The sequence below is a fragment of the Paraburkholderia sp. Ac-20340 genome (assembly GCF_017104965.1).
In the GTDB taxonomy this organism is placed as follows: domain Bacteria; phylum Pseudomonadota; class Gammaproteobacteria; order Burkholderiales; family Burkholderiaceae; genus Paraburkholderia.
The window spans coordinates 46,171-72,661 of sequence record NZ_JAAGPR010000014.1; the positions used below are offsets into that span (position 1 = coordinate 46,171).

General features: G+C 64.5%; 27 protein-coding genes. 13 read left to right on the plus strand and 14 right to left on the minus strand.

Going from position 1 to position 26,491, the window contains the following annotated elements; all coding sequences use genetic code 11:
* Window positions 1-24: 24 nt before the first annotated feature.
* From G3N59_RS18190 to G3N59_RS18205, 5 genes are all read right to left on the minus strand, one after another.
* A complete protein-coding gene (locus G3N59_RS18190; protein WP_205984030.1) occupies window positions 25-996 on the minus strand; it encodes a threo-3-hydroxy-L-aspartate ammonia-lyase in 972 nt (323 codons plus the stop codon).
* Entirely contained in the window at window positions 993-1,667 is a 675-nt protein-coding gene (locus G3N59_RS18195; RefSeq protein ID WP_205984031.1) for a PAS domain-containing protein, read from the minus strand. The genes G3N59_RS18190 and G3N59_RS18195 overlap by 4 nt, the downstream gene beginning before the upstream one ends.
* A 57-nt stretch (window positions 1,668-1,724) precedes the next feature.
* Window positions 1,725-1,850 (minus strand): hypothetical protein, encoded by a 126-nt coding sequence (locus tag G3N59_RS37330; RefSeq protein ID WP_277397923.1) that lies wholly within the window; start codon window positions 1,848-1,850, stop codon window positions 1,725-1,727.
* A 175-nt stretch (window positions 1,851-2,025) separates the two neighbouring features.
* Entirely contained in the window at window positions 2,026-2,568 is a 543-nt protein-coding gene (locus G3N59_RS18200) for a single-stranded DNA-binding protein (protein WP_205984032.1), read from the minus strand.
* A gap of 183 nt (window positions 2,569-2,751) precedes the next feature.
* On the minus strand, window positions 2,752-3,957 hold the full coding sequence (locus G3N59_RS18205; protein ID WP_346777902.1) for an MFS transporter: 1,206 nt from the start codon (window positions 3,955-3,957) through the stop codon (window positions 2,752-2,754).
* Between the two features lie 230 nt (window positions 3,958-4,187).
* On the opposite strand from G3N59_RS18205, the gene uvrA reads away from it, so the two are divergent.
* Both uvrA and G3N59_RS18215 read left to right on the plus strand, forming a co-directional pair.
* Entirely contained in the window at window positions 4,188-7,088 is a 2,901-nt protein-coding gene (gene uvrA / locus G3N59_RS18210) for an excinuclease ABC subunit UvrA (protein WP_205984033.1), read from the plus strand.
* Window positions 7,089-7,212: 124 nt separating this feature from the next.
* Entirely contained in the window at window positions 7,213-8,310 is a 1,098-nt protein-coding gene (locus tag G3N59_RS18215; RefSeq protein WP_205984034.1) for an AI-2E family transporter, read from the plus strand.
* Window positions 8,311-8,340: 30 nt separating this feature from the next.
* On the opposite strand, the gene G3N59_RS18220 is transcribed toward G3N59_RS18215, so the two are convergent.
* The 7 genes from G3N59_RS18220 to G3N59_RS18250 all read right to left on the minus strand — a co-directional run bounded on the left by G3N59_RS18220 (window position 8,341) and on the right by G3N59_RS18250 (window position 14,242).
* A complete protein-coding gene (locus G3N59_RS18220; protein WP_241023559.1) occupies window positions 8,341-8,751 on the minus strand; it encodes a type II toxin-antitoxin system VapC family toxin in 411 nt (136 codons plus the stop codon).
* Window positions 8,733-8,966 (minus strand): type II toxin-antitoxin system Phd/YefM family antitoxin, encoded by a 234-nt coding sequence (locus tag G3N59_RS18225; RefSeq protein ID WP_205984149.1) that lies wholly within the window; start codon window positions 8,964-8,966, stop codon window positions 8,733-8,735. The genes G3N59_RS18220 and G3N59_RS18225 overlap by 19 nt, the downstream gene beginning before the upstream one ends.
* Window positions 8,967-9,119: 153 nt before the next feature.
* The gene (gene purU, locus G3N59_RS18230; protein ID WP_205984035.1) at window positions 9,120-9,989 is read right to left on the minus strand and encodes a formyltetrahydrofolate deformylase; all 870 of its coding nucleotides are present in this window, start codon (window positions 9,987-9,989) and stop codon (window positions 9,120-9,122) included.
* Window positions 9,990-10,053: 64 nt separating this feature from the next.
* Entirely contained in the window at window positions 10,054-10,923 is an 870-nt protein-coding gene (locus tag G3N59_RS18235; protein ID WP_205984036.1) for an NUDIX hydrolase family protein, read from the minus strand.
* Between the two features lie 18 nt (window positions 10,924-10,941).
* On the minus strand, window positions 10,942-11,568 hold the full coding sequence (locus tag G3N59_RS18240; protein ID WP_205984037.1) for a LysE family translocator: 627 nt from the start codon (window positions 11,566-11,568) through the stop codon (window positions 10,942-10,944).
* A 21-nt stretch (window positions 11,569-11,589) separates the two neighbouring features.
* Complete coding sequence (locus G3N59_RS18245; protein ID WP_205984038.1) at window positions 11,590-12,156, minus strand: adenine phosphoribosyltransferase; 567 nt, start codon at window positions 12,154-12,156, stop codon at window positions 11,590-11,592.
* A gap of 79 nt (window positions 12,157-12,235) precedes the next feature.
* The gene (locus G3N59_RS18250) at window positions 12,236-14,242 is read right to left on the minus strand and encodes a cation:proton antiporter (RefSeq protein WP_205984039.1); all 2,007 of its coding nucleotides are present in this window, start codon (window positions 14,240-14,242) and stop codon (window positions 12,236-12,238) included.
* A gap of 296 nt (window positions 14,243-14,538) precedes the next feature.
* Between G3N59_RS18250 and kdsD the strand changes: the two genes are divergently transcribed.
* The 11 genes from kdsD to G3N59_RS18305 all read left to right on the plus strand — a co-directional run bounded on the left by kdsD (window position 14,539) and on the right by G3N59_RS18305 (window position 24,332).
* The gene (gene kdsD / locus G3N59_RS18255) at window positions 14,539-15,525 is read left to right on the plus strand and encodes an arabinose 5-phosphate isomerase KdsD (protein WP_205984040.1); all 987 of its coding nucleotides are present in this window, start codon (window positions 14,539-14,541) and stop codon (window positions 15,523-15,525) included.
* Complete coding sequence (locus tag G3N59_RS18260) at window positions 15,525-16,100, plus strand: HAD family hydrolase (RefSeq protein ID WP_205984041.1); 576 nt, start codon at window positions 15,525-15,527, stop codon at window positions 16,098-16,100. Before kdsD ends, G3N59_RS18260 begins: the two co-directional genes overlap by 1 nt.
* On the plus strand, window positions 16,097-16,696 hold the full coding sequence (gene lptC / locus G3N59_RS18265) for an LPS export ABC transporter periplasmic protein LptC (protein ID WP_205984042.1): 600 nt from the start codon (window positions 16,097-16,099) through the stop codon (window positions 16,694-16,696). Before G3N59_RS18260 ends, lptC begins: the two co-directional genes overlap by 4 nt.
* A 32-nt stretch (window positions 16,697-16,728) precedes the next feature.
* A complete protein-coding gene (gene lptA, locus G3N59_RS18270) occupies window positions 16,729-17,421 on the plus strand; it encodes a lipopolysaccharide transport periplasmic protein LptA (RefSeq protein ID WP_205984043.1) in 693 nt (230 codons plus the stop codon).
* A 20-nt stretch (window positions 17,422-17,441) separates the two neighbouring features.
* Window positions 17,442-18,209 carry an LPS export ABC transporter ATP-binding protein gene (lptB, locus tag G3N59_RS18275; RefSeq protein WP_205984151.1) on the plus strand — a complete coding sequence of 256 codons (768 nt, stop codon included), beginning with the start codon at window positions 17,442-17,444 and terminating at the stop codon, window positions 18,207-18,209.
* A 326-nt stretch (window positions 18,210-18,535) separates the two neighbouring features.
* Window positions 18,536-20,050, plus strand: a complete 1,515-nt coding sequence (locus G3N59_RS18280) for an RNA polymerase factor sigma-54 (RefSeq protein WP_205984044.1) — start codon at window positions 18,536-18,538, stop codon at window positions 20,048-20,050.
* 177 nt (window positions 20,051-20,227) lie between these two features.
* On the plus strand, window positions 20,228-20,584 hold the full coding sequence (gene raiA, locus G3N59_RS18285; protein ID WP_027815676.1) for a ribosome-associated translation inhibitor RaiA: 357 nt from the start codon (window positions 20,228-20,230) through the stop codon (window positions 20,582-20,584).
* A 446-nt stretch (window positions 20,585-21,030) separates the two neighbouring features.
* Window positions 21,031-21,486 carry a PTS IIA-like nitrogen regulatory protein PtsN gene (gene ptsN, locus G3N59_RS18290; RefSeq protein ID WP_027815677.1) on the plus strand — a complete coding sequence of 152 codons (456 nt, stop codon included), beginning with the start codon at window positions 21,031-21,033 and terminating at the stop codon, window positions 21,484-21,486.
* Between the two features lie 189 nt (window positions 21,487-21,675).
* Entirely contained in the window at window positions 21,676-22,644 is a 969-nt protein-coding gene (gene hprK, locus G3N59_RS18295) for an HPr(Ser) kinase/phosphatase (RefSeq protein ID WP_027815678.1), read from the plus strand.
* Between the two features lie 119 nt (window positions 22,645-22,763).
* Window positions 22,764-23,657 carry an RNase adapter RapZ gene (gene rapZ / locus G3N59_RS18300; protein ID WP_205984045.1) on the plus strand — a complete coding sequence of 298 codons (894 nt, stop codon included), beginning with the start codon at window positions 22,764-22,766 and terminating at the stop codon, window positions 23,655-23,657.
* Between the two features lie 39 nt (window positions 23,658-23,696).
* The gene (locus G3N59_RS18305; RefSeq protein WP_205984046.1) at window positions 23,697-24,332 is read left to right on the plus strand and encodes an LON peptidase substrate-binding domain-containing protein; all 636 of its coding nucleotides are present in this window, start codon (window positions 23,697-23,699) and stop codon (window positions 24,330-24,332) included.
* Between the two features lie 24 nt (window positions 24,333-24,356).
* On the opposite strand, the gene mutY is transcribed toward G3N59_RS18305, so the two are convergent.
* On the minus strand, window positions 24,357-25,505 hold the full coding sequence (mutY, locus tag G3N59_RS18310) for an A/G-specific adenine glycosylase (RefSeq protein ID WP_205984047.1): 1,149 nt from the start codon (window positions 25,503-25,505) through the stop codon (window positions 24,357-24,359).
* A gap of 15 nt (window positions 25,506-25,520) precedes the next feature.
* Window positions 25,521-26,351 carry a bifunctional DNA-formamidopyrimidine glycosylase/DNA-(apurinic or apyrimidinic site) lyase gene (gene mutM / locus G3N59_RS18315; protein WP_205984048.1) on the minus strand — a complete coding sequence of 277 codons (831 nt, stop codon included), beginning with the start codon at window positions 26,349-26,351 and terminating at the stop codon, window positions 25,521-25,523.
* Window positions 26,352-26,491: the final 140 nt, after the last annotated feature.

Genomic DNA, 26,491 nt, shown 5'->3' on the forward strand with positions numbered 1-26,491 from the left:
GCGCAGCGTTTCACCGTAGGTGCCTCAGGCTTTCGCGCTCACCAGATCGGCGAAACGCAGCAGATCGACGTTGCCGCCGGAAATCATCACGCCGACGCGCTTGCCGCGCACATCGACCTTGCCGTGCAGCACGGCAGCCGCCGCAAGGCAGCCCGTCGGTTCGACAACGAGCTTCATGCGGCTCGCGAAAAACTTCATCGTCTCGACCAGTTCGGCATCGCTCACCGTGACGATCTCCTGCACGCGCTCGCGGATCACAGCGAAGGTGTAGTTGCCGAGGTGCTGCGTCTGCGCGCCATCGGCGATGGTCTTGGGCGTGTCGATATGGACGATTTCGCCCGACTGGAAGCTGCGCTGGCCATCGTTGCCCGCTTCCGGCTCCACGCCGATCACCGCGCAGCGCGGCACAAGCGCATGCGCCGTCGTCGCGCAGCCCGAGAGCAGGCCGCCGCCGCCCAGCGGCGTGAGCAGCACGTCCAGTTCGCCCACTTCCTCGAACAGTTCCTTGGCCGCCGTGCCCTGCCCCGCCATCACATGCGGATGGTCGTAGGGCGGAATCAGCGTGAGGCCGCGTTCTTGCGCCAGACGCTGGCCCAGCGCCTCGCGGTCTTCGGTATAGCGGTCGTAGAACACGACTTCGCCGCCGTAGCCGCGCGTGGCCTCGACTTTCACGGCGGGCGCGTCGTGCGGCATCACGATCACCGCCTTCACGCCGAGCAGTTGCGCCGAGAGCGCAATCGCCTGCGCATGATTGCCTGACGAGAACGTGATCACGCCGCCCTGCTTCTGCTGCGGCGTGAACTGCGCGATGGCGTTGTACGCGCCGCGGAACTTGAACGCGCCCATGCGCTGGAAGTTTTCGCACTTGAAGAACAGTTCGGCGCCGGCGAGCGCGTTGGCGGTGCGCGAAGTCATGACGGGCGTGCGATGCGCGACGCCGCGAATGCGCTCGTGCGCGGCGGCGACGTCTTCGAAGGTGATCGGCAAGTTGCTCATGGTCGGTGCTCGCTGGGCAAGTAAGAATAGACGGTCGGACGCGCCACGCCGAGCGTGCGCGCGACTTCGGCAAGCGCGTGGCGCAGGTTCAGGTGGCCGCTCTCGGCGAGTTCGCGCACGGCTTCGCGGCGCTGCGCGAGCGTCATGCCGATGGGCGTGGTGTTGCGCGCGGCGGCGAAACGTTCGAGCGCGGCGCGGATGGTTTCGCGCGCCTCGCCGTTGGCGTGCGGCGCGAGCGTTTCGGTGACGGGCGCGGCCGGGCCGGTCTGCATCAACTGGCCGAGCCCCGCAGTGACGGCGCCGAGCAGCGATACGTCCATGTTCAGACAGATCGCCGCGACGCACTCGCCCGCGCTGTTCTTCAGCCCGATGGAGGTGCTCTTGACCGGACGGCCATCAGGGAAGCGATTGGGATAGTTGGCGACCACATCGGGGAAGCCCGGGTCCGCGATGCGCGCGAGACCCATTTCGGTAGCCGCTTCGCCGACCTGGCGGCCCGACAGATTGTTCGCAATGGCGACGACCGACTGCTCGGGCGCGGTGAGGTCGTGCAGCACCACCTCGACGAGCGGCGCGAGCGTCTGGCCGAGCGCCTCGACGATCTTGCGGCCTTCGCGCAGGAGGAGCTGGTTTTCGCGCTCGACGGCGCTGGGATTGGCTGGCTTCGACATGGATGACATTTTGACGGTTTACGACAAAATGTCAAACAGTACACGCAGCGATTGAGATTACCTGCCGAGCAGGCGCGCGAAGAAAGCGAAGACGAGGCTGGCCGCCGAAGCGCGCACAGGGGCGACGGGCGCGGGCGACAGTTGCTGCAAGCGGGTAAGGTCGATCAGTGGACCAGGACTCATGGCGTAACTCCGGTTAAATGCAGCGATGTGCCGCGTTTAAAAAAGAGTCAGTTTGGATATCCCGTTTTCCTGCCTGAATCGGACGAATACTAAAACGCGTGAAACCCATGAAAAACGCCCTTGCAGCGAGCGGGCTGCAAGGGCGTTTTTGAAGCGGTACTACGCGGGCGAACGCTTAAAACGGAATATCGTCGTCCATTTCGTCGAAGCCGCCGCCAGCCGGCGCGCTCGGACGGCCACCGCCGCTGCTTGCGCCGCCACCGCTCGAACGCGGAGCGCCACCGCCGCCACCGGACATACGGCCGCCGCCGCGCGGTGCCGACGATTGCTGGCTGTAGCCGCCGTCGTCGCCCATATCGCCGCCTGCCGGAGCACCGCCGCCGCTGCGGCCGCCCAGCATCTGCATCTGATCCGCAACGATTTCCGTCGAGTAACGGTCGGTGCCGTCCTGCGCCTGCCACTTGCGCGTGCGGATGCGGCCTTCGATATACACCGACGAGCCCTTCTTCAGGTATTCCGAGACGATCTCGGCCAGACGGCCAAAGAACGCCACGCGGTGCCATTCGGTCATTTCCTTGAACTCGCCGGACGCCTTGTCCTTGTAGCGGTCGGTCGTCGCGAGGCGGATGTTCGCCACGGCGTCGCCGCTCGGCAGATAACGGACTTCCGGCTCAGCGCCGAGGTTGCCGACGAGGATCACCTTGTTCACGGATGCCATGAAATTCTCCTGTTGATTCAGTTGCAAGGAGCGGCCGGGCGCACACCACGCAATCGCTCACCGTGCGACTGCCGGGCGCGGACCATCTCCGCGAAAGTTGTTGCTGCGCGGCGCGCCTCATGACGCGCGAGCGCTTCTATTCAGATTCAGGCCCGCCGGGCTCGGGTCCGGCGCGGGTCTGGCTCAAGCCTGCTTCGGCTCGGCCCGCTTCGGCGGGGCCTTCATGGTGGCCGCGATTATAAGCCAGCACGCTACGAGGCCCGAACACGTGTAAAACACGGCGCTCGCGCCGTCGTGCTTGAGCATCCAGCCGCCCACCACGCCGCCCAGCGCAAGGCCGATCGACTGCGTGGTGTTATACACGCCAGTTGCCGCGCCCTTGCGGTTGCCCGGAGCGAGTTTCGACACCAGCGAAGGCTGCGACGCTTCCAGAATATTAAAGCCCAGGAAGTACGCGAAGAGCACGGCCGCCACGATTGCAATGGTATGCGCAAGCGAGCCAAGAAGAAGCTGGCCAATCAGGATAAGTCCAATGGCCGATACCAGCACCGCCTTCATCTTGCCCTTCTTCTCCGCCGCGATGATCGCCGGGACCATCAAGACGAAGGACAGGCCCATCACCGGCAGATAAATCTTCCAGTGCGCCGACACCGGCAGGCCCGCATCCACGAGCAGGCGCGGCACGACGAGGAACAGCGCCGTCTGCGTGGCATGCAGCACCAGCACGCCGAAGTTAAGCCGCAGCAGTTCGACGTTATGCAGCACTTCGGAGAACGGCGCGCGCACTTGCACGGGCTTGGGCGCATCCGGCACCACCCACAGCACCACGCCCACGGCCACGATCGAGAGCACGCCCACCAGCGTGAACAGCCCGCTCATGCCGAGCCAGTGGAACACGACCGGCGCGCCCACGATCGCCACGGCGAACGACAGGCCGATCGAGCCGCCCACCGTCGCCATCGCCTTGGTGCGGTTCTGCTCGGAAGTCAGATCGGCGATAAAGGCGAGCACGGCGGACGACACCGCGCCCATGCCCTGAATCACCCGGCCGACGATGATCCACGTCATGTCGTGCGCGCCGGCCGCGACAAAGCTGCCGATCGCGAAGATCACGAGACCGGCGGCGATCACGGGCTTGCGCCCGATCCTGTCGGAGATCCAGCCGTAGAAAATGTAGAGGAGCGACTGCGTCACGCCGTACGCGCCCAGCGCGATACCGACGAGCAGTACGTTGTCGCCGCCGGGAATGGTTTTCGCATAGACCGAAAACACCGGCATGATCATGAACAGGCCCAGCATGCGCAGCGCGAAGATCGCGGCAAGCGACACGGTCGCACGCCGTTCAGGCGCGCTCATGCGTGAAGAGGTAGCGGGTGAGTTGGAGGACATCGGAGCGTTTTGTGATTTGGCCGCCGCTGCCCGCCGGTCATGCGCGTTGGGGCTTTGGCGCTGACCGAGGCCCGGTACTTGCCCGGGTCGCATGCTAGAGCTGTCGATTCGCTTGCAGGGTCCTCGTGCGAACGCTTCAGAACCCTTTCAAAGACCGTCAGCAAGCCGTAACGGCGGTCTGGAAAAGTCGTTATAGTAGCAGGTTTAGCCTCCCTTTCTCCCGCAGGTTCATGGAACAGATCCGTATCCGTGGGGCCCGAACCCACAACCTGAAGAACGTCAATCTGGACCTGCCGCGCCACAAGCTCGTGGTGATCACCGGGCTTTCGGGCTCGGGCAAGTCCTCCCTGGCATTCGACACGCTTTACGCGGAAGGCCAGCGCCGCTACGTGGAAAGCCTCTCGGCCTACGCCCGCCAGTTCCTGCAACTGATGGAAAAGCCCGACGTCGACCTGATCGAGGGTCTGTCGCCGGCTATCTCCATCGAGCAGAAAGCGACCTCGCACAACCCGCGGTCGACGGTCGGCACGGTCACCGAAATTCACGACTACCTGCGACTTCTTTACGCACGTGTGGGCACGCCCTACTGCCCGGATCACGAGATCGCGCTGGAATCGCAAAGCGTCTCGCAGATGGTGGACGCCGCGCTCGCGCTGCCCGAAGAAACGAAGCTGATGATCCTCGCGCCGGTCGTGGTCGACCGCAAAGGCGAGCACGCCGAACTCTTCGACGACATGCAGGCGCAGGGTTTCGTGCGCTTCCGGGTGCGCTCGGGCGGCGGCACGGCCAACGAGGGCGAGGCGAAGATCTACGAAGTGGAGTCGCTGCCCAAGCTCAAGAAGAGCGAGCGCCACACCATCGACGTGGTGGTGGACCGCCTGAAGGTGCGCCCGGACATGAAGCAGCGTCTCGCGGAATCGTTCGAGACTGCGCTGCGTCTGGCCGAAGGCCGCGCCATCGCGCTCGAAATGGATACGAACAAGGAGCATCTGTACAGCTCGAAGTTCGCCTGCCCGATCTGCTCGTACTCGCTGCCGGAGCTAGAGCCGCGCCTCTTCTCGTTCAACAACCCGATGGGCGCGTGCCCGGAGTGCGACGGCCTCGGCCAGATCACCTTCTTCGATCCGAAGCGGGTGGTCGCGCATCCGTCGCTGTCGCTCGCGGCGGGCGCCGTGAAGGGCTGGGATCGCCGTAACCAGTTCTACTTCCAGATGCTGCAAAGCCTGGCGGCGTTCTATGACTTCGATATCGATACCGCGTTCGAAGATTTGCCGGAGAAGGTGCGCAAGATCCTGCTGTACGGTTCGGGCAAGCAGGAGATCCCGTTTTCGTACATCAACGAGCGCGGGCGCACGTCAGTGCGCGAGCATGTGTTCGAGGGGATCATCCCGAACCTGGAGCGCCGCTACCGCGAGACCGATTCGTCGGCAGTGCGCGAGGAACTCTCCAAGTACCAGAACAACCAGGCGTGCCCGCACTGCGAAGGCACGCGTCTGCGCCGCGAGGCGCGCTTCGTTCGCATCGGCATGAACGAGGACGCGCGCGCCATCTACGAGGTGAGCGGCTGGCCGCTGCGCGACACGCTCGGCTACTTCCAGACGCTGCGCCTCGAAGGCGCCAAGCGCGAGATCGCCGATAAGGTCGTCAAGGAAATCGTCGCGCGTCTGATGTTCCTGAATAACGTCGGGCTCGATTACCTGTCGCTGGAGCGCAGCGCCGAAACGCTTTCGGGCGGCGAGGCGCAGCGTATCCGGCTGGCGTCGCAGATCGGCTCGGGCCTGACGGGCGTGATGTACGTGCTCGACGAACCGTCGATCGGCCTGCATCAGCGCGACAACGACCGCCTGATTTCCACGCTCAAGCATCTGCGCGACCTCGGCAATTCCGTGATCGTCGTGGAGCACGACGAAGACATGATCCGCATGGCGGATTACGTCGTCGATATGGGACCGGGCGCGGGCGTGCACGGCGGCATGGTGATTGCGCAAGGCACGCCCCAACAGGTCGAGCATGATCCGGCTTCGATGACGGGCCAGTACCTGTGCGGCGCGCGCCGCATCGACTACCCGGACGAGCGCATCGAGCCGGGCGAGCGCCGGCTGCGCATCGTCGAGGCTTATGGCAACAACCTCAAGCACGTCACGCTCGATCTGCCGGTCGGGCTGCTGACCTGCGTGACGGGTGTGTCCGGCTCGGGCAAGTCCACGCTCATCAACGACACGCTGTACCACGCGGTCTCGCAGCATCTGTACGGATCGTCGGCGGAACCGGCGCCGTTCGAGGCCATCGAAGGTCTGGAGCACTTCGACAAGGTCATCAACGTCGATCAATCCCCGATCGGGCGCACGCCGCGCTCGAATCCGGCCACCTACACGGGCCTCTTTACGCCGATCCGCGAGCTGTTCGCGGGCGTGCCGGCAGCCAAGGAGCGCGGCTACGAATCGGGCCGCTTCTCGTTCAACGTGAAGGGCGGGCGCTGCGAAAGCTGTCAGGGCGATGGCGTGCTGAAGGTGGAAATGCACTTCCTGCCCGATGTCTACGTGCCCTGCGACGTCTGCCACGGCAAGCGCTACAACCGCGAGACGCTGGAGATCCAGTACAAGGGCCGGAACATCAGCGAAGTGCTCGACATGACTGTGGAAACCGCCTACGAGTTTTTCAAGGCGGTGCCGGTCGTGGCGCGCAAGCTCAAAACCTTGCTGGACGTGGGTCTGGGCTATATCCGCCTGGGCCAGTCGGCCACCACGCTTTCGGGCGGCGAGGCGCAGCGCGTGAAGCTTTCGCTCGAACTGTCCAAGCGCGATACCGGCCGCACGCTCTACATCCTGGACGAGCCGACCACCGGTCTGCACTTCCACGACATCGCGCTGTTGCTGGAAGTGATCCACCGGCTTCGCGATCAGGGCAATACGGTCGTGATCATCGAGCATAATCTCGATGTAATCAAAACTGCGGACTGGATCGTCGACATGGGTCCCGAAGGGGGCGCGGGCGGCGGACAGATCGTGGCGCAGGGCACGCCCGAGCACGTGGCGAAGGCGAAGGCCAGCTTCACGGGCCGCTATCTCGCCCCGCTGCTCAAGCGTTCCGGCGGCAAGGTCACGGCACTCGACACGGCGTCGGGAAAATAAGCAGTCACTAAAACTGCGCAAACAACGGGACGGGGGCTTCACGCTTTGAGCGGGTCGCCCCCAACGAACGGGACGGGGACCGCTCAGGCGATCGGCCCCCAGGGTCTGGAGACGGGAAACACGCATGGTCAAGCGCAACGAAGCGACCGACGCGACGGACGACAAGCAACAGGTTCGCGACCTGCGGCCGCGGCCCGTCAGGCTCACGAGCGACATGAGCCTGCCGAAGCTTTCGGCGGTGGAGATCGGCAGCTATGTGGCTGCACTCGCCGGCATGCTGGCGATACTGCACCTGAACCTGCTGGGCGCCCTGCTCGCGGGCATGCTGGTTTATCAGCTCGTGCATACGATTTCGCCGCTGATCGAGCGGCGCATGTCGAGTAGCCGCGCGCGCTGGCTTTCGGTAGTGCTGGTATCGATCGTGATCGTGGGCGTGCTCACGGGCCTGACGATCGGCGTCATCGAGCAGTTCGAGAACGACGTGCCGAGCGTGCAGAAGGTCATGGCGCAGATGATGAATTTCGTCGATCAGGCGCGCGGGCGCATTCCCGACGCCATCGCCGCCTATCTTCCCGTCGATGTCGCGCAGATGAAGCTCAAGGCGCTCGCGCTGATGCACGAGCACGCCACCCAGCTGGGCCAGGGCGGCAAGAACGCGGCGCGCATCCTCGGGCATATCGTGATCGGCATGATCATCGGCGCGATTATCGCGATTGGCGCGCAGAAAAACGCCACGCGCTTGCCGCTGTCCACTGCATTCGTCGCGCGCGTGGCGCGTTTCGCCGATGCGTTCCGCCGCATCGTGTTCGCGCAGGTGAAGATTTCGGCGATCAACACGGTGTTCACCGGTTTGTTCCTGCTGCTGGTGCTGCCGGTGTTTCACGCGCCGCTGCCGCTGGCGAAGATGCTCGTGGTGGTGACGTTCGTGGTGGGCCTGCTGCCAGTGATCGGCAATCTGATTTCGAATACGCTGATCGTCGCGATTGCGCTGACGGTGAGCCTGCCGGCGGCGGTCACGGCGCTGGCGTTTTTGATCGTGATCCACAAGCTCGAGTACTTCCTGAACGCGCGCATCGTGGGCGGGCAAATCGAGGCGCGCACGTGGGAACTGCTGGTGGCGATGCTGGTGATGGAAGCCGCGTTCGGCATCCAGGGCGTAATCGCCGCGCCGATTTTTTACGCGTATATCAAGCGCGAGCTGATTTATTTGCGGCTGGTTTGAGGGCTGGTTTGAGAAGCGCGCGCGAGCGCGTTACCAGATGGTCTTGACGTGGGCATACGCGCGGATTTTTTCGTCGCGCGTGACGAGCGGCGCGGCCAGCTTGCGCGCCGTCGCCACAATCATGCGATCTGCCGGGTCCTTGTGAAATTCACCCGGTAGATCGACGGATTTCAAGCCGACTTCCACGTCGACCGGCAAAAAGTGCACTGCGTCGATTTCCGCCACAGTTGAGAGCCAGGCGCCCACTTCCATGGTGAGGACGAGCTTTTCGCGCTGCACGAGCATCGCGATCTCCCAGCCGGAGATTGCCGATATCACAATCTGGCCGCCATCCAGCTCACGCTCGATCACCGACCGGGCCTTGCGGCTCAGTTCCTTGTCGCCAGTCGCCCACCAGACCAGCGCATGCGTGTCGAGAACGATCACTGCGCCGCGTCCCATTCGACTTCGATCGGATCGGTCGGGCCGTCGTAACGCACGACCGATCCGCGCAGGATCTCGAGCGGATCGCGTTCGAGATTGCGATAGGGCCTCAATTCCAGCGTTGGCCTGCCGTGATCGGTGACCACCACGCTTTCCCCCGAAGCCTCGACCTGCCGGAAAAACTCAAGCGCCTTCGCCTTGAATTCAGTCTTGGAAACCTGATGCGCTTCCATGCGTGCCCTCTTCGCGCGTTTGTCAGAGTCACTCATGCTATGCCCCTAATGACTAGGTGTACAAGTCATTATTAGGCGATCTCCTGACAAAAGACAATGGCCCCTTTCGGGGCCATCGTTGCGTCACATCGAAGCGCTCAGATCAGCACGGCATCAACGGAACACCACCGTCTTGTGCCCATTGAGCACGATGCGATGCTCGACATGCCACTTCACCGCACGCGCGAGCGTCACGCACTCCACATCGCGGCCGATCGCGGTGAGCTGCTCCGGCGTCATGTTGTGGTCGACGCGCTCGACTTCCTGCTCGATGATCGGGCCTTCGTCCAGATCCGACGTCACATAATGCGCGGTCGCGCCGATCAGCTTCACGCCGCGGTCGAATGCCTGGTAATACGGCTTCGCGCCCTTGAAGCTCGGCAGGAACGAATGGTGAATATTGATCGCGCGGCCTTCCAGCGCCCCGCACAGTTGCGGCGACAGAATCTGCATGTAGCGCGCGAGCACCACCAGATCGGCGCGCTCGTTGTTCACCACGTCCAGCACGCGTGCTTCCTGCGCGGCCTTGTCGGCAGCCGTGCCGCCGAGCAGCGGGAAATGATGGAACGGGATGTTGTAGCTCGCCGCCAGTTGATAAAACTCCTTGTGATTCGAGATGATCGCGGGAATTTCAATCGGCAACTGGCCGGTGCGGTAGCGGAACAGCAGATCGTTCAGGCAGTGACCGATCTTCGACACCATGATGACCACGCGCGGCTTCACGCTCGCGTCGTGCAGTTCCCAGCGCATGCCGAACTCATCGGCCAGCGGCGCGAACGCTGCGCGCAGACCGTCGAGGCCCGCGTCGCCGCCCACCTGCTGGAAGTGCACACGCATGAAGAACTCGCCCGTGTGGCTGTCGCCGAACTGGGCCGAATCGAGAATGTTGCTGCCGCGCTCGAACAGGAAACCCGACACGGCATGCACGATGCCCGGCCGGTCGGCGCACGACAGTTTGAGAATGAAGCTGTGATCGGTCGACATGACCTTGGTAACTCCCGTCATTGCTATCTGATTCAAAAGGGCTAGTTAAAAACCCAACGCCCTTTCACAGCGTCGGTGATTCGAAAATCGCGGCGATGCCCTCGCACGCGTCTTCGTCGATCCATTGGCGGCGCAGCAGCAGATCGAGCGTCGCGAGGCTCGCGTCGACCGTCATGCGGCCTTCCTCGACCCAGCGCGCGGCTTCGTCGATGCGCGCGAGACGATGCTCTCCCACTTCGCCGTCCTGATTGTGCGGCACGAAATCGTCCGGCAACACGAGGTCGTAGACGAAGATCTGCTCGGCCTGAGTGCCTTCGGGCAGCGATTGCAGCACGTGTACCGTGCGGCCGGGCGTGGCGCGCGCGGCCAGTTCGGCGGCGATGCCCGCCTCTTCCCAGCATTCCTTGGCGAGCGTGGCCTCGATGCCCAGGCCCCAGCCGATACCGCCCGCCACGACGTTGTCGAGCATGCCGGGATCGGTGGCCTTGGTGTCGGCGCGGCGCGCGATCCACAACTTCGGCTCGCCGGGTGTTGAAGACGCCGCATATTCTACGACGCCGTTCAGATGCACCGCGTAGGTCATGGTGCCGAAGAAGCGCGAAGCGGCGCGCTCGATAAACGCAAGCGGCGGCGCATCGAAGCTATTGCGGATCGCGTAGGTTTCGTCGCGCCAGCCGGGAATACGGCCTTCGGCCGCCAGCGCGCCGATCACCGAACCCAGCGCCGCGCTGCGCGCCGTCACGTTGTCGAAGTGCTCGCCGAGCACCACGCGCGCATCCGGCCCGGCATCGACGATCGTGAAGACATCCGGCCAGCGTGCCAGCAGCGCGACATCGGCGCGGCGAATCCAGCCCACGCGTTCGTCGGCGATAAAAAACGGCAGATGCGCGCTCGCGTCGAAGCGGCGCGCGTCGGTGATGCAAGGCAAGGTCATCTCGGGAAACTCCGGGCGTCAGTCGCGCAGCGCAATGCGCATACCGATGGCGATGAAGGTGATGCCGGCAAGGCGGTCGAGCCACACGCCCGCGCGCGGACGGCGCTTGAGCCAGCCGCCGATGGTGCCCGCGCACAGCCCGAACACCGAAAACACCACGAGCGTCTGCGCCATGAACACGAGGCCGAGTTCGAGCATCTGCAGCGTCACGCTTTGCGCGCCGCCTTGCACACCGCGCGTATCGATGAACTGCGGCAGAAACACCACGAAAAACAGCGTCACCTTCGGGTTCATCACATTACCCAGCACGCTCTGGCGAAAGATCGTCGAGAGCGGCTGGCGCGGCCGCTCGCCCGCCGCGGCCAGACCCTGGCTGCGCAAAGCCTTCACGCCGATCCAGATCAGATACGCGGCGCCCGCGAGCTTGAGAATCTGGAACGCGAGCGGCGACGAACGCAGCAGCGCGGCAATGCCGAGCGCCGCCAGCGTGGTATGAAACGTCACGCCCGCAGCGAAGCCGAGCGCGGACACCAGCCCGGCCGCGCGGCCCTGCGAAATGCCGCGCGCGAGCACCTGAAGGTTGTCCGGGCCAGGCGCGAAGGTGATGGCAAGCGACGTCGCCAGAAAGAGCGCGAAGTTGGGCATGGCCTCAAGGCCTCCGTGGAATCAATGTCCGCTGAACGAGGTGATGGTGAAGAGCGGCAGGCCGGCTTCGGTGAGCAGCTTCGAGCCGCCCAGTTCCGGCAGGTCGATGATCGCCGCGCCTTCCACCACGCTTGCGCCCAGACGCTCCAGCAGGCGCTTGCCCGCGAGCATGGTGCCGCCCGTGGCGATCAGATCGTCGACGATCACCACGCGGTCGCCCTGGCCCACCGCATCCTCGTGAATCTCGACCGTCGATTCGCCGTATTCGAGCTTGTAGGTCTCCGACACCGTCTTGTACGGCAGCTTGCCGATCTTGCGGATCGGCACGAAGCCCACGTTCAGTTCGTACGCCACGATCGGCCCGATGATAAAGCCGCGCGCGTCCAGACCCGCGATGCAGTCGAGCTTCATGTCCACGTAACGCTCGACGAACAGGTCGATCAGCACGCGCAGGCCCTTCGGGTCGCCGATCAGCGGCGTGATATCGCGGAACTGCACTCCCGGCTGAGGCCAGTCGGGCACCGTGCGGATCAGGCTGTTTACGAACTGCGCAGAATCGGCGCTCGCGTTCGCAGGTGCGTTGGACATGATTTCTCCGGGTAGTAGCAAGAGTTGAAGCAGGAATAAAGAGAGGAGCCGATAAACGGGGCTGGACCCCGTTCGCGCCTTACACCGCCGCTGCGCCCGTGCCCGACTTGCGGTGCCGGGAAAGGCGCTCCTCGGCCAGCGCGAGCTGTTCGGGCAGGCCGCGCAGCACGACGATGTCGGCTTCGCGCAGCTTCGTCGACGGGTCCGGCTCCACGCCGCGAATGCCGTGGCGGCGGATCGCCGTCACTTCCACGCCGAGATCGACGAGGCCCAGATCGGCCAGCGTTCGGCCCACGGCGTCGGCGCGCGGATCGACCGGTACGGATTGTAGCCGCACCTGCTCGTGACCGTCCTCGCCGGCATCGTCGGTGCCGTGGAAATAGCCGCGCAGCAGGCTGTAGCGCTCGTCGCGCAGTTCTTCCACGCGCCGCACCACGCGGCGCATCGGCACGCCCATCAGCACCAGCATGTGCGAGGCCAGCATCAGACTGCCTTCGACGATTTCCGGGATCACCTCGGTTGCGCCGGCCGCCAGCAGGCGTTCGAGATCGGCATCGTCGACGGTACGCACGATCACCGGCAGCGTCGGCTCCAGTTCGTGGACGTGGTGCAGCACGCGAAACGCCGACTGCGTATTCGCATAGGTGATCGCCACGGCCGCCGCACGGTGGATGCCCGCCGCGACCAGCGACTCGCGCCGCGCCGCGTCGCCGAACACCACCGATTCGCCCGCCGCCGCCGCTGCCGCCACGCGATCCGGGTCGAGGTCGAGCGCCACATACGAGAGCCCTTCGTATTCGAGCATGCGCGCCAGGTTCTGCCCCGCGCGGCCATAACCGCAGACGATCACGTGACCGCTCTGCTTGAGGCTTTGCGTGGCGATGCGCGTCATCATCAGCGACTGCTGCATCCATTCGGTCGAGGACAGGCGCAGCACGATGCGATCGGCGTTCTGGATCAGGAACGGCGCGGCCAGCATCGACAGCAGCATCGCCGCGAGAATCGCCTGCAGCAGCGTGGGATCGACGAGGTGCTTGTCCAGAATGAGGTTCAACAGCACGAAGCCGAATTCGCCGGCCTGGGCGAGACCGAGGCCCGTGCGCATGGCTACGCCTGGCGAGGCGCCAAAGAGACGCGTGAGCGCCGTAATAAGCACGGCCTTGAGCACGATCGGCGCGACCAGAAACGCCGCCACCATGAACGGGTGCTGCCAGATCACATGCGGATTGAGCAGCATGCCCGTGGTCACGAAGAACAGACCGAGCAGCACGTCGCGAAACGGCTTGATGTCCTCTTCCACCTGATGCTTGTAGGGCGTCTCGGCGATCAACATGCCTGCGATGAACGCGCCCAGCGCCAGCGACAGGCCGAATTTATCGGTGATGAACGCCGCGCCCAGCGTGACCAGCAGCACGTTCAGGACGAACAGCTCCTGCGAGCGGCGGCGCGCGACCACGTTGAACCAGCGCGTCATGAACTTCTGGCCGACGAACAGCAGAATCCCCAGCGCGAGCACGATCTTGATCGCCGCCATGCCGAGCGATTCGATCAGCGACTTCGACGATCCGCCGAACGCCGCAATCACGATCAGCAGCGGCACCACCGCCAGATCCTGGAACAGCAGCACGCCCAGAATATTGCGCCCATGCTCCGATTCGATCTCCAGCCGCTCCGCCAGCATCTTGCTGACGATGGCCGTCGACGACATCGCCAGCGCGCCGCCCAGCGCCACGCACGCCTGCCAGGTGATATGCACCCACGGCGAGAGCGCGAGGCCCACCAGCAGCGCCACCGCGATCGTCCCCACGACCTGCGAGAGCCCGAGCCCGAACACGGCGCGCCGCATCGCGCGCAGCTTGGTGAGCGAAAACTCCAGCCCGATCGAGAACATCAGAAACACCACGCCGAACTCGGCCAGATTCTGCGCGCCGTGCGTGTCCGGCACGATGCCGAGCGAGCGCGGCCCGACCAGAATGCCGACCGTGAGATAGCCCAGCATCGGCGGCAGGTTCAGGTAACGGAACAGCACGACGCCGACCACCGAAGCGAGCAGCAGGAACAACGTCATTTCCAGCGGGGAGATCATCGTGTGAAGCGTCCTCGTTCTCTTAGGCGTTGCCGAAACTGCTTGTCAGAAAGCGTGTAGCCGGCGGTAATAAAATTTGCCCGCGCCGGTCGGGTCCATGATCGGCGCAAACGATGCGAATTGGGAAGTGCTGCGAGGGACTGCCGAAGAAAGCCAGGCGGGCGACAAGCGCCAGTGGACGGGCCACGGAGCGCCAGACACGGTGCGCCGCACGCGCATCGATCGCTGTCCGGACACGGGCCGCGCGCGCGGGGTGCGCAGGCGCGGCGCGCAGACGCCTTTGCTATACTCCCCGGATGATAGCGAAAATCAATGGCGACCGGGCGCTGAAGCTCGCTCGCGACGTGCTCGACATCGAAGCTGACGCCGTGCGCGGGCTTCGCGACCGGCTCGACGACAACTTCGTCAGCGCGGTCGACCTCATCCTCAGTTGCCGCGGACGCGTCGTCGTTTCCGGCATCGGCAAATCGGGCCACATTGCCCGCAAGCTCGCGGCCACCCTGGCTTCCACGGGCACGCCGGCCTTCTTCGTGCATCCCGCCGAAGCCAGCCACGGCGACCTGGGCATGGTGACCGCCGAAGACGTCTTTATCGGCCTGTCCAACTCCGGCGAATCCGAAGAACTCGTGGCGATCCTGCCGCTCGTCAAGCGCATCGGCGCGAAGATGATCGGCATGACGGGCAACCGTCCGCAATCGACGCTCGGCAAGCTGTGCGACGTCCACCTGGACGCCGGCGTCGAAAAAGAAGCCTGTCCGCTGAATCTCGCGCCGACCGCCAGCACCACGGCGGCGCTCGCGCTGTCGGACGCGCTCGCGGTTGCGGTGCTCGACGCACGCGGCTTCGGCGCCGACGATTTCGCGCGCTCGCATCCGGGCGGCGCGCTCGGCCGCCGTCTGCTCACCTATGTGCGCGACGTGATGCGCACCGGCGACGCCGTGCCGCAGGTCAGCGACACCGCCAGCGTGCGCGACGCCCTCTTCCAGCTCACCGCCAAGCGCATGGGCATGACGGCGATCGTCAACGCCGCGGGCCACGTGGCCGGCATCTTCACCGACGGCGACCTGCGCCGCGTGCTCGAACGCACGGGCGATTTCCGCGATCTGCCGATCGCCGACGTCATGACGAAGGGTCCGCGCACCATCGGCCCGGACCAGCTTGCTGTCGAAGCCGTGGAACTGATGGAGCGCCATCGCATCAATCAGATGCTGGTGGTGGACGCCGAGGGCGCACTCATCGGCGCACTCAACATGCACGACCTGTTCTCCAAGAAGGTGATCTGATGGCGGCTTCCGGCCTTGATGCGAATGCGCGCGCCGCGCGCGTTCGACTGATGATTTTCGACGTCGATGGCGTGCTCACCGACGGCGGCCTGCTGTTCACCGGCGCAGGCGACACCATGAAGGACTTCAACTCGCTCGACGGCCACGGCGCGAAGCTGCTGCGCGAAGCGGGCATCGACACGGCCATCATCACCGGGCGCAAGTCCGAGATCGTCGCCGTGCGCGCGAAGGAACTGCGCATCACGCATCTGTATCAGGGCGTGGAAGACAAGCGCGTTGCGTTCAAACAGTTGCTCGCCGAAACCGGCGTGACGCCCGAACAATGCGGCTACATGGGCGACGACTGGCCCGATCTGGCCGTGATGCTCCAGTGCGGCTTCGGCGCCGCGCCGGCCAACGCGCACACCGAAGTGCTGGCGCGCGCCCATTGGGTCACCGACCGCACCGGCGGCCACGGCGCCGTGCGCGAAGTCGCCGACCTGATCCTGCGCGCCCAGGGCCACTACGACGCGATGCTCGCGCAGGCCTGCGCACCCGAGAGCCCGGATACCGGGCACGCCGGGGCGCCCCGATGAACCAGAAGTTCCGCCTCACCTCGCTGATTCCGATCGTCTGCGTGGCATTTCTCGCTGGCTTTACCTGGTGGCTGTTTCAGGCCGTCAAGCCGCACGAGAACGAGGCTGCGCCGCGTCCGCTCACGCATTCGCCGGACTATTTCGCCGATAACTTCTCGGTTTCGGAGCTCGACCAGTCGGGCGCCACGCAGTACCGCCTGACCGCCACCCATATGGTGCATTACGAGGACGACGAAGACAGCGACCTCACGATGCCCGCGGTGCGCGCGTTCCAGCCCGGCAAGCCGACCGTCACGGCCACCGGCAAGCGCGGCACGGTGAATTCGGACGCCTCGATCGTCAATCTGTACGACGATGCACGGATCTTGCGCGCGGCCGGTTACGGCGACCCCGAAATGCAGGCTGATTCCGAGCATTTCCGCGTGCTGGTGAACGACGATGTGATCCTGACCGAAAAGCCGGTTAAACTTCGTCGCGGCCTGTCGGTCATGACGGCCACCAACGGCATGAACTACAACAACGTCACCCGGGTCATCCAGCTCTACGGCAACGTCCGTGGCGCGATCGCCCCGGCTGATTCCGGCGGCTCGTCCTGATCCCCCGGGCCGTCCACGCAAGGCATGATTGCATGAACGAATCGCTTTCCCGTCCCTTGTCCGGTCTGTCGAGCGCCGGGCGCTGGCGCCGCGCCGCGTTTGCGACGCTGGGCGCGCTCGTCCTCGCGCTGCCGCTCGCGGGCTTCGCGCCCGCGGCGCACGCCGAACGCGCCGACAAGGACAAACCGCTCAATATCGAAGCGGACAACATGACCTATGACGACCTCAAGCAGCAGACCATCTTCACCGGTCACGTGGTCGCCACCAAGGGCACGATCCTGATCAAGGCCGACAAGCTCGTCGTCACCCAGGACCCGCAGGGTTACCAGTACGCCACCGGTACGGTCGCGCCGGGCACGCCCGACGCCAACCTCGCCTACTTCCGCCAGAAGCGCGAAGGCATCGACGAATACGTCGACGGCACGGCAGAGCGTATCGACTACGACGGCAAGCAGGACCTCACCACGCTGACGACACGCGCAACGGTACGCCGCCTGCAAGGTTTGTCGACGGTGATGGACCAGGTCCACGGCAGCGTCGTCACCTATGATGGCCAGAACGACTTCTACACTGCGAAGTCGGGTTCGGACGTCGCGGGCCCGGGCAATCCGAAGGGCCGTGTGCGCGCCATGCTGTCGCCGCGTAACGGCGGCGCGCAGCCGCTCACGAGCGCTTCGGCCACGCTCGCGCCCTCCACGAAGCTTCAGGAAGCGCCGCAACAGTGAACATCGCCACCGCCTCCCCCATCCATCAGCGCCCGTCCGCGGGCAAGACGAGTTCGCTCGTCGTGCGCAACCTCAAGAAGCGTTACGGCTCGCGCACCGTGGTCAAGGACGTTTCGCTCGACGTGAAAAGCGGCGAAGTGGTCGGGCTGCTCGGGCCCAACGGCGCGGGCAAGACCACCTCGTTCTACATGATCGTGGGGCTCGTGCCGCTCGACGCGGGCGAAATCGATCTCGACGGCCAGTCCATCAGCCTGCTGCCGATTCACAAGCGCGCGGCGCTGGGCCTGTCGTATCTGCCGCAGGAAGCATCGGTGTTCCGCAAGCTGACCGTGGAAGAGAACATCCGCGCGGTGCTCGAACTGCAAAAGGACGAACACGGCAAGCGCCTGGCGAAGGACGTCATCACGGCACGCGCCGAAGCGCTGCTCGACGAACTGCAGATCGCGCATCTGCGCGAGAATCCGGCGCTGTCGCTGTCGGGCGGCGAGCGCCGTCGCGTGGAAATCGCCCGCGCACTGGCCACCGACCCGAGCTTCATCCTGCTGGACGAACCGTTCGCCGGCGTGGACCCGATCGCCGTGCTGGAAATCCAGAAGATCGTCAAGTTCCTGAAGCAGCGCAACATCGGCGTGCTGATTACGGACCACAACGTCCGTGAAACGCTCGGCATCTGCGATCACGCCTACATCATCAGCGACGGCACCGTGCTCGCGGCCGGCGCGCCTGGCGAGATCATCGAAAACGAAAGCGTGCGCCGCGTGTATCTCGGCGAACACTTCCGCATGTAATACGGCCATCCGGGCGCCGCACGCGCCCGGACTCGGCCTTGCCGTCCCCGGGGCACCCTCGCGCCCCACGCTTCCCCTGAGTTTTCCGTTGTATTTGCCCGCCGCCGCGTTCACTCGCTGCGGGCGAGCGATGCGCTATCGTGTGTGCGCGCCATGTGGCTGCGCGCCGCTGTTGCATCGCATCGAACCCGCATCCGGCATCACTGTTTGCGCACCAGATTCGCCCCTGCAGCCGTAACGGCACCATGGCGGGGCACGCGCGTTTTCGCGAATGTCGCGTGGTATCGCGAGCGTGGCAAACTCTTTACAATGAATCGCACATTGCCATGAAAGCCAGCCTCCAACTCCGCCTCTCGCAGCATCTTGCGCTCACGCCACAACTGCAACAGTCGATCCGGCTGCTGCAGCTGTCGACGCTTGAACTGCAGCAGGAGGTCGCCACGGCGATCTCGCAAAATCCGCTGCTCGAGAACGACGACTGGATCGCGAGCCCCTTGCGCGTCGCCGCCGACGGCTCGCTCATCGCGCAGCCGCCGCAGTCCTCCGGCGCGGAATCGATGCAGGGAGCGAGCAACGGCTCGAGCTCGTCGGGCAGCGATAGCGACAACAGCGACGGCGAACCGCGCGGCGTAGACGACTACAACGGTCTCGGCGGCGACTCGAACGGCGACTCCAGCCAATGGAACCTCGACGACTACGGCCGCTCCGGCAGCGCTTCGGACGACGACGACCTGCCGCCGCTGCAGATCCACGAATCCACCACCACGCTGCGCGATCACCTGATGGCGCAGCTGCGTGAAACGAATGCGAGCCTGCGCGATCGGGCGCTTATTACGTTCCTGATCGAATCGCTCGACGAAGACGGCTATCTCTCGTCGACCTTCGACGAAATTCTTGCCGATATCCCGGAAGAACTCGAAGTCGACGCCGACGAACTGAACGCCGCGCTCGCCCTGCTGCACAGTTTCGACCCGGCAGGCGTGGGCGCGCGCTCGGCCTCCGAATGCCTGAAGCTGCAACTGCTGCGCGTCAATTCGTCGCCTACGCGCACGCTGGCGCTCGAAATCGTGTCGAACCATCTGGAACTGCTCGCGGCGCGCGATTTCACGCGCTTGCGCAAGCAACTGAAGACCGGCGACGACGAACTGCGCGACGCGCACACCTTGATCCGTTCGCTCGAACCGTTCCCGGGCGCGTCGTACGGCAAGGCCGAAGCCGACTACGTGGTGCCGGACATCATCGTCAAGAAGACGGGACAGAACTGGTTCGCAGAACTGAATCCGGAAGTGGTGCCGAAGCTGCGCATCAACCATCTGTACGCGAATATCCTGCGCAACAACCGTGGCGATCCGGGCAGCGGCTCGCTGCGTCAGCAACTGCAGGAAGCGCGCTGGCTCATCAAAAATATCCAGCAGCGCTTCGAAACCATCCTGCGCGTGGCGCAGGCTATCGTCGAGCGTCAGAAGAACTTCTTCGTGCACGGCGAGATCGCCATGCGCCCCTTGGTTTTGCGGGAAATTGCTGATACGCTGGGCCTACACGAATCAACTGTCTCGCGTGTGACAACCGGTAAATACATGCTGACTCCGTTCGGGACACTTGAATTTAAGTACTTCTTCGGATCGCATGTATCGACGGACACGGGAGGCGCAGCATCGTCTACCGCGATCCGCGCGCTCATCAAGCAACTCATAGGAGCCGAGAACACCAAATCCCCTCTTTCGGACAGCCGCATCGCCGAACTGCTGGCTGAACAGGGTTTCGTGGTGGCGCGACGCACCGTCGCAAAGTATCGCGAAGCACTGAAGATTCCAGCGGTCAATTTGCGCAAGTCTCTTTGAGCCTGTTCCGGCCTTTACGGAGCAGGCGTTTTCCGGCCGCAACGCCAGTTGGCGGAAATGGCCGGCCGCGCTAGTCGTTCGTAGCAGGCCTTTCGGGGAGCCGCACGCATCGGCAAGTCAGTCGACCGGCACAGCCGCGCTTCACGCGTCACGCGGCCATCAGCCTGGAGAAGCACTATGAATCTGAAGATCAGTGGACACCATCTCGAAGTAACGCCAGCGTTGCGCGAATACGTGATCACCAAACTGGACAGGGTGCTAAGGCATTTCGATCAGGTCATCGATGGCAATGTGGTCCTCTCGGTCGACAACCACAAGGAAAAGGACAAGAGACAGAAGGTTGAAGTGAACCTTCATCTGAAAGGCAAGGACATCTTCGTTGAGAGCTGCAATGGCGACATGTATGCCGCCATCGATCTCGTGGTCGATAAACTCGATCGCCAGGTCGTGCGTCACAAGGACCGCGTGCAGGGACATCAGCACGAAGCGCTCAAGCATCAGCCGCAGGTACAGATCGAACTACCGCCGCAATGATGCGATGAAGATGTAGGTGCAGTGGCGTTCGCGGGGCAAGCCGGTTGAGTTCCGATGCAGCCCCGTTAAAAACTGGTTCGAGCGCCCATTCAATGCGCCCGCGCAGCCGCCCCACCGGGCGGCTTTTTTAATGGAAGCATGCAGGAAAGCAACGGCAGGCACGCGGCGCGCGTTCGGCATCGAACGGTGTTGCCGGGTGCAACCGTGCAACAATGGTTGCGCCGATGCACGGTGCATCGCACCATCGGCCAGTACGCTTGATCTATAATGGACTGGTCGTTTTTCGGGGTATCACGTCCCCACGGTCCCGGCTCCGCGCAGGTAGTGCCATCGAGGCGCCGGCCGCGCACGCATTGCCCGGTGCGCAAAGGCATGATTGCCTCGCGTATCCGTCGTGTCGTTTGCCGGGGTGAGGAGCATTTCAGGCCACGTTTTCGCCTGCCAACATGAATCGTTTAGCCAAAATACTTCCCATCGAGAACGTCGTCGTCGGCCTGTCCGTTACCAGCAAAAAGCGCGTATTCGAACAAGCTGGCCTGATCTTCGAAAACCAGAACGGCATTGCCCGCAGCACGGTCACCGACAATCTGTTCGCGCGCGAGCGCCTCGGCTCCACCGGTCTCGGTGAAGGCGTGGCGATCCCGCACGGCCGCATCAAGGGCCTGAAGCAGCCGCTCGCCGCCTTCGTGCGACTCGCCGAACCGATCGCTTTCGAAGCGCCGGACGGCCAGCCCGTCTCGCTCCTCATCTTCCTGCTCGTGCCCGAACAGGCGACGCAGCAGCATCTTGAAATTCTGTCCGAGATCGCCCAATTGCTGTCGGATCGCGAAACGCGCGAGCGCCTGCACACGGAAGAAGATCGCGAGACATTGCATCGCCTGCTCACCCAGTGGCAACCTTGATGTAGTGCGCGTTCGCGCGGGCGCAGCGCTTGCCGGCCACGGGCCTCGCAGGCGCCGCTGCGCGCATGCATTGCAGCGGTGCGCCGCCCATCCGTGAAAACACGGGACAACCGGGCAAGGCAAGTATCCGTTAAAACGGTGGAAGTACTGAAGAAGTAGTCAAGCGAGTCACTGCGGAGTCACCGACTCATGGACACGTCCAGCATCAACGCCCAAAGCATCTTCGACGACAACGCCACCACGCTGAAGCTCAGCTGGTTGACGGGGCACGAAGGCTGGGAACGCGGCTTTTCGGCCGAAACCGTTGCCACGGCCACGGCCAGCGCCGACCTCGTCGGCCACCTGAATCTGATTCACCCGAACCGTATCCAGGTGCTCGGCGACGCCGAAGTGCATTACTACCAGCGTCAGACCGACGAAGACCGCTCGCGCCACATGGCCGAGCTGATCGCGCTGGAACCGCCCTTCCTCGTGGTCGCCGACGGCATGACCGCGCCGCCCGAACTGGTCCTGCGCTGCACGCGCTCGTCCACGCCGCTGTTCACCACGCCGATGTCGGCGGCTACCGTCATCGACAGTCTGCGTCTGTACATGTCGCGCATTCTCGCGCCGCGCGCGACGCTGCATGGCGTGTTTCTCGACATCCTCGGCATGGGCGTGCTGCTCACGGGCGATTCGGGTCTGGGCAAGAGCGAGCTCGGTCTCGAACTCATCAGCCGCGGCCACGGTCTGGTCGCCGACGATGCGGTGGATTTCGTGCGCCTCGGCCCCGATTTCGTCGAAGGCCGCTGCCCGCCGCTGTTGCAGAATCTGCTCGAAGTGCGCGGTCTGGGCCTGCTCGACATCAAGACGATCTTCGGTGAAACGGCCGTGCGCCGGAAGATGAAGCTCAAGCTGATCGTGCAACTGGTGCGCCGCCCCGACGGCGAATTCCAGCGCCTACCGCTGGAAAGCCAGACCGTGGACGTGCTCGGGCTGCCCATCAGCAAGGTCACGATTCAGGTGGCGGCGGGTCGAAACCTCGCCGTGCTGGTCGAAGCGGCCGTGCGCAACACGATCCTGCAACTGCGCGGCATCGACACATTGCGCGACTTCATGGACCGCCAGCGTCTGGCGATGCAGGACCCGGACAGCCAGTTTCCGGGCAAGCTGATCTAAAACCGCACAGCAAATACCCAGCGCGCATCGCGCTGCGGCCAGCCCGGCTGCGCCCTCCTGTCATCGCGAGGGCGCGGATCGGATGCTATGATGACCCAATCGGGTTCATCGACTTTCCCATGCGTATCATCCTGATCACCGGCATTTCGGGCTCCGGCAAGTCAGTGGCGCTCAACGCGCTCGAAGACGTCGGCTATTTCTGCGTCGACAATCTCCCCCCGCGTTTTCTGCCGCAACTCGCGCAATATCTCTCCGAAGATCGCTACGAGCGGCTTGCGGTGGCGATCGACGCGCGCTCGAGTTCGTCGTTCGAAGACATGCCGGAGATGATCCGCGACCTCGCACGCGAGCACGATGTACGGGTGCTGTTCCTCAACGCGAGCACGCAGTCGCTGATCCAGCGCTTCTCGGAAACGCGCCGCCGCCATCCGCTTTCGGGTTCGGCCGCGCACGACGCCAACGTGGGCATGCTCAAGTCGCTGGAAGAAGCGATCGAGCACGAGCGCGAACTGGTCGCCAATCTCGCCGAATTCGGCCATCAGGTCGATACCAGCAATCTCAGCTCGAACTCGCTGCGCCAGTGGGTCAAGGTGTTCGTCGAAGGCGAGCGCGGCTCGCTGATGCTCACCTTTGAATCGTTCGGCTTCAAGCGTGGTGTGCCGCTCGACGCGGATCTTGTGTTCGACGTGCGCACGCTGCCCAATCCGCATTACGACGCCCGCCTGCGGCCGCTCACCGGGCTCGACCAGCCCGTGATCGACTTCCTCAAGGCGCAGCCGGCCGTGCATGAAATGATCGACGATGTCTATGCGTTCGTGGCCAAGTGGCTGCCGCATTTTCGCGCCGACAACCGTAGCTATCTGACTGTCGCGATCGGCTGCACCGGCGGCCAGCATCGTTCGGTCTTTATCGCCCAGACGCTCGCCGCGCGCTTTGCGGGCGAGTCGAACGTGATCGTGCGTCATCGCGATGCACCTCTCGACGTCGGAGAATCGTCCCGGCTGATCGCCTAACCGGTCGCGCGTGCGCGGCCTTTTATGAAGCGTTGCGCCATGTCCTCCTCTCCTGCCGTGCTCGCCGATTTGCCGCTGTTTCCGCTGCATACGGTGCTCTTTCCCGGCGGCCTGTTGCCGCTGAAGATCTTCGAAGCGCGTTATCTGGACATGGCGCGCGAATGTCTGCGCGAGAAAACGCCGTTCGGCGTGTGTCTGCTCAAGAGCGGCGGCGAAGTCGCGCTGCCCGACGAGAAGTCCGTGCCCGAAAACATCGGCTGTCTCGCGCAAATCGAGCAATGCGATGTGGAGGCGTTCGGCATGCTGCTGATCCGCGCGCAGGGCACGCGGCGCTTCCGCTTGCTCTCGCATCGCACGCAACCCGACGGCCTGCTGGTCGGCATGGCCGAGCCGCTACCCGACGATATCCCGCTGGAAGGCGCCGATCATCTGGCGCGTTTCGGCGCCTGCGCGGAAGTGCTGGAGCGCATCATCGCGACCATCAGCGAGCGCGACGCGGCCAGCGTGCCTTTTGCGGAGCCGTTCCGCTTCGACGATCCCTCGTGGGTCTCCAACCGTCTCGCCGAAGTGTTGCCGATTGCACTGCGGGCGCGCCAAAAGCTCATGGAACTGAACGACGCCAGCGAGCGCATCGACGTCGTTCATCACTACATGCAGCAGCATCAGTTGCTCTGACACCGCGGCCCTGAACCCCATCGCTCAGATCAGCGAACCGCGCAGACCGTCGAGCACTTTGCGCACCGGCGCGGGCACGCCGTAGGCGTCGATGTCGGGCAGCGATACCCAGACCGTCTCGGCCTCCTGCGCGACCAGCTTGCCGCCCTTGCGGCCCAGCTCCGCCACACGCGGCTCGATATCGAGCTTGAAGTGCGTGAACGTATGCGTGAGCGGCGCGAGCGGCGAAACCGTTGCGACATCGGCGCCAAAACCTTCGGCGCGCGCAGCCAGCGCGGCTTCATCGGCCGCTTCGGGCAGGCTCCACAAACCGCCCCAGATACCCGAAGGCGGGCGCTTTTCCAGCATCACCGAATCGCCGTCCATCAACACGAGCATCCACGTCTGGCGCAGCGGCACGGCCTTCTTCGGGCGCGACGCAGGCAACTGACGCTGACGGTTGGTCGTCTTCGCGACGCAATCGTCAGCGAACGGGCAGCGCTCGCAATCGGGCTTGCCGCGCGTGCACAGCGTTGCGCCCAGATCCATCAGGCCTTGCGTGTACGAACTCACATCGGCGTCGGTGGCGGCGGCGTCCGGCACGAGCGACTCGGCCAGCGTCCACATGCCGTTTTCCACGCGCTTTTCGCCCGGAAACCCTTCCACGCCGAACACGCGCGCCAGCACGCGCTTCACGTTGCCGTCGAGAATCGTCTCGCGCGCGCCGAACGCGAACGAGGCAATCGCCGCGGCAGTCGAGCGCCCGATGCCCGGGAGTTCCGCGAGTCCTTCGACGGTGCGCGGGAACTGGCCGCCGTGCTGCTCCGCCACCACCTGCGCGCAGCGATACAGATTGCGCGCACGCGTGTAGTAGCCGAGCCCGGCCCACAAGGCCATCACATCGTCGACGGGCGCATTGGCGAGCGCTTCGACGGTCGGAAAACGATCGAGAAAACGGGCGTAATACGGAATCACCGTGGAAACCTGCGTCTGCTGCAGCATGATTTCCGATAACCAGATGCGATACGCGTCGCGCGTGTTCTGCCACGGCAGGTCGTGACGGCCGTGCTCGCGCTGCCAGGCGATCAGGCGCGGCGCGAAGCTGGCCAGCAGCGCGACGGGGTAGGTGGACTTCAGCGCGGCCTGGCGCGCGGCGCTCGTGAGCGTGTCGGTGGATGCGGTCGAGAGATACATGTTGATGCGTGCCCGTCAGCGCTGGCAGCGCGGACAGAAATAAGTGGAGCGCTGGCCCTGCACGATCTGCTTGATCGGCGTGCCGCAAACGCGGCAAGGCTGGCCCGCGCGGTCATAAACGAAATATTCGAGCTGGAAATAGCCGCTCTCGCCGTTGCTGCCGACGAAGTCGCGCAGCGTGCTGCCGCCCTTCTCGATCGCCGATGCGAGCACGGCGCGCACGGCGTCCGCGAGCAGTTCATAGCGCGCGAGCGAGACGCGGCCCGCCGGCGTGGTCGGGCGAATGCCGGCGCGAAACAGACTCTCCGACGCGTAGATATTGCCCACGCCCACCACGATATCGCCCGCAAGCAGCGCCTGCTTGACGGCAACCTTGCGCCCGCGCGTCTCGCGAAACAGCAGCGCGCCGTCGAAAGCGGGCGTGAACGGCTCGATGCCCAGACCCGCGAGTAGCGGATGACCGAGCACGTCGCCCGCTTCGCGCGGATGCCAGAGCACGGCGCCGAAGCGGCGCGGGTCGCGGTAGCGCAGCGTGAAATCGTCGAATAGCCAGTCGACGTGATCGTGCTTTTCGGCCGCCGGCGGCTTTGGAAGATTACGTAACACCCGCAGCGTGCCAGTCATGCCAAGATGGACGATGAACCAGCCTTCGTCGACTTCGAACAGCAGATATTTGCCGCGCCGCCCCACGGAACGAATCGTGCGGCCGCGTAGCGTGCGGGCGAGCGTGGCGGGCACGGGCCAGCGTAGCGACGCGTTGCGCACGTCCACGCGCTCGACGCGGCGACCCGCGACCCACGGCTCGATGCCCCTGCGGGTGACTTCGACTTCTGGCAGTTCTGGCATGTCTGGCTGCTGGAGAAAGGCTGGTGAGATTGAGCTGGCACTAAAGCTTCAATAATGCGCGGATGGCGCCGGGCTGGTCTGCAACTTGCGTCATCGTCGTGCGCGTATTGTAGCCAGCGCGTTACAATCGACCGAAACAT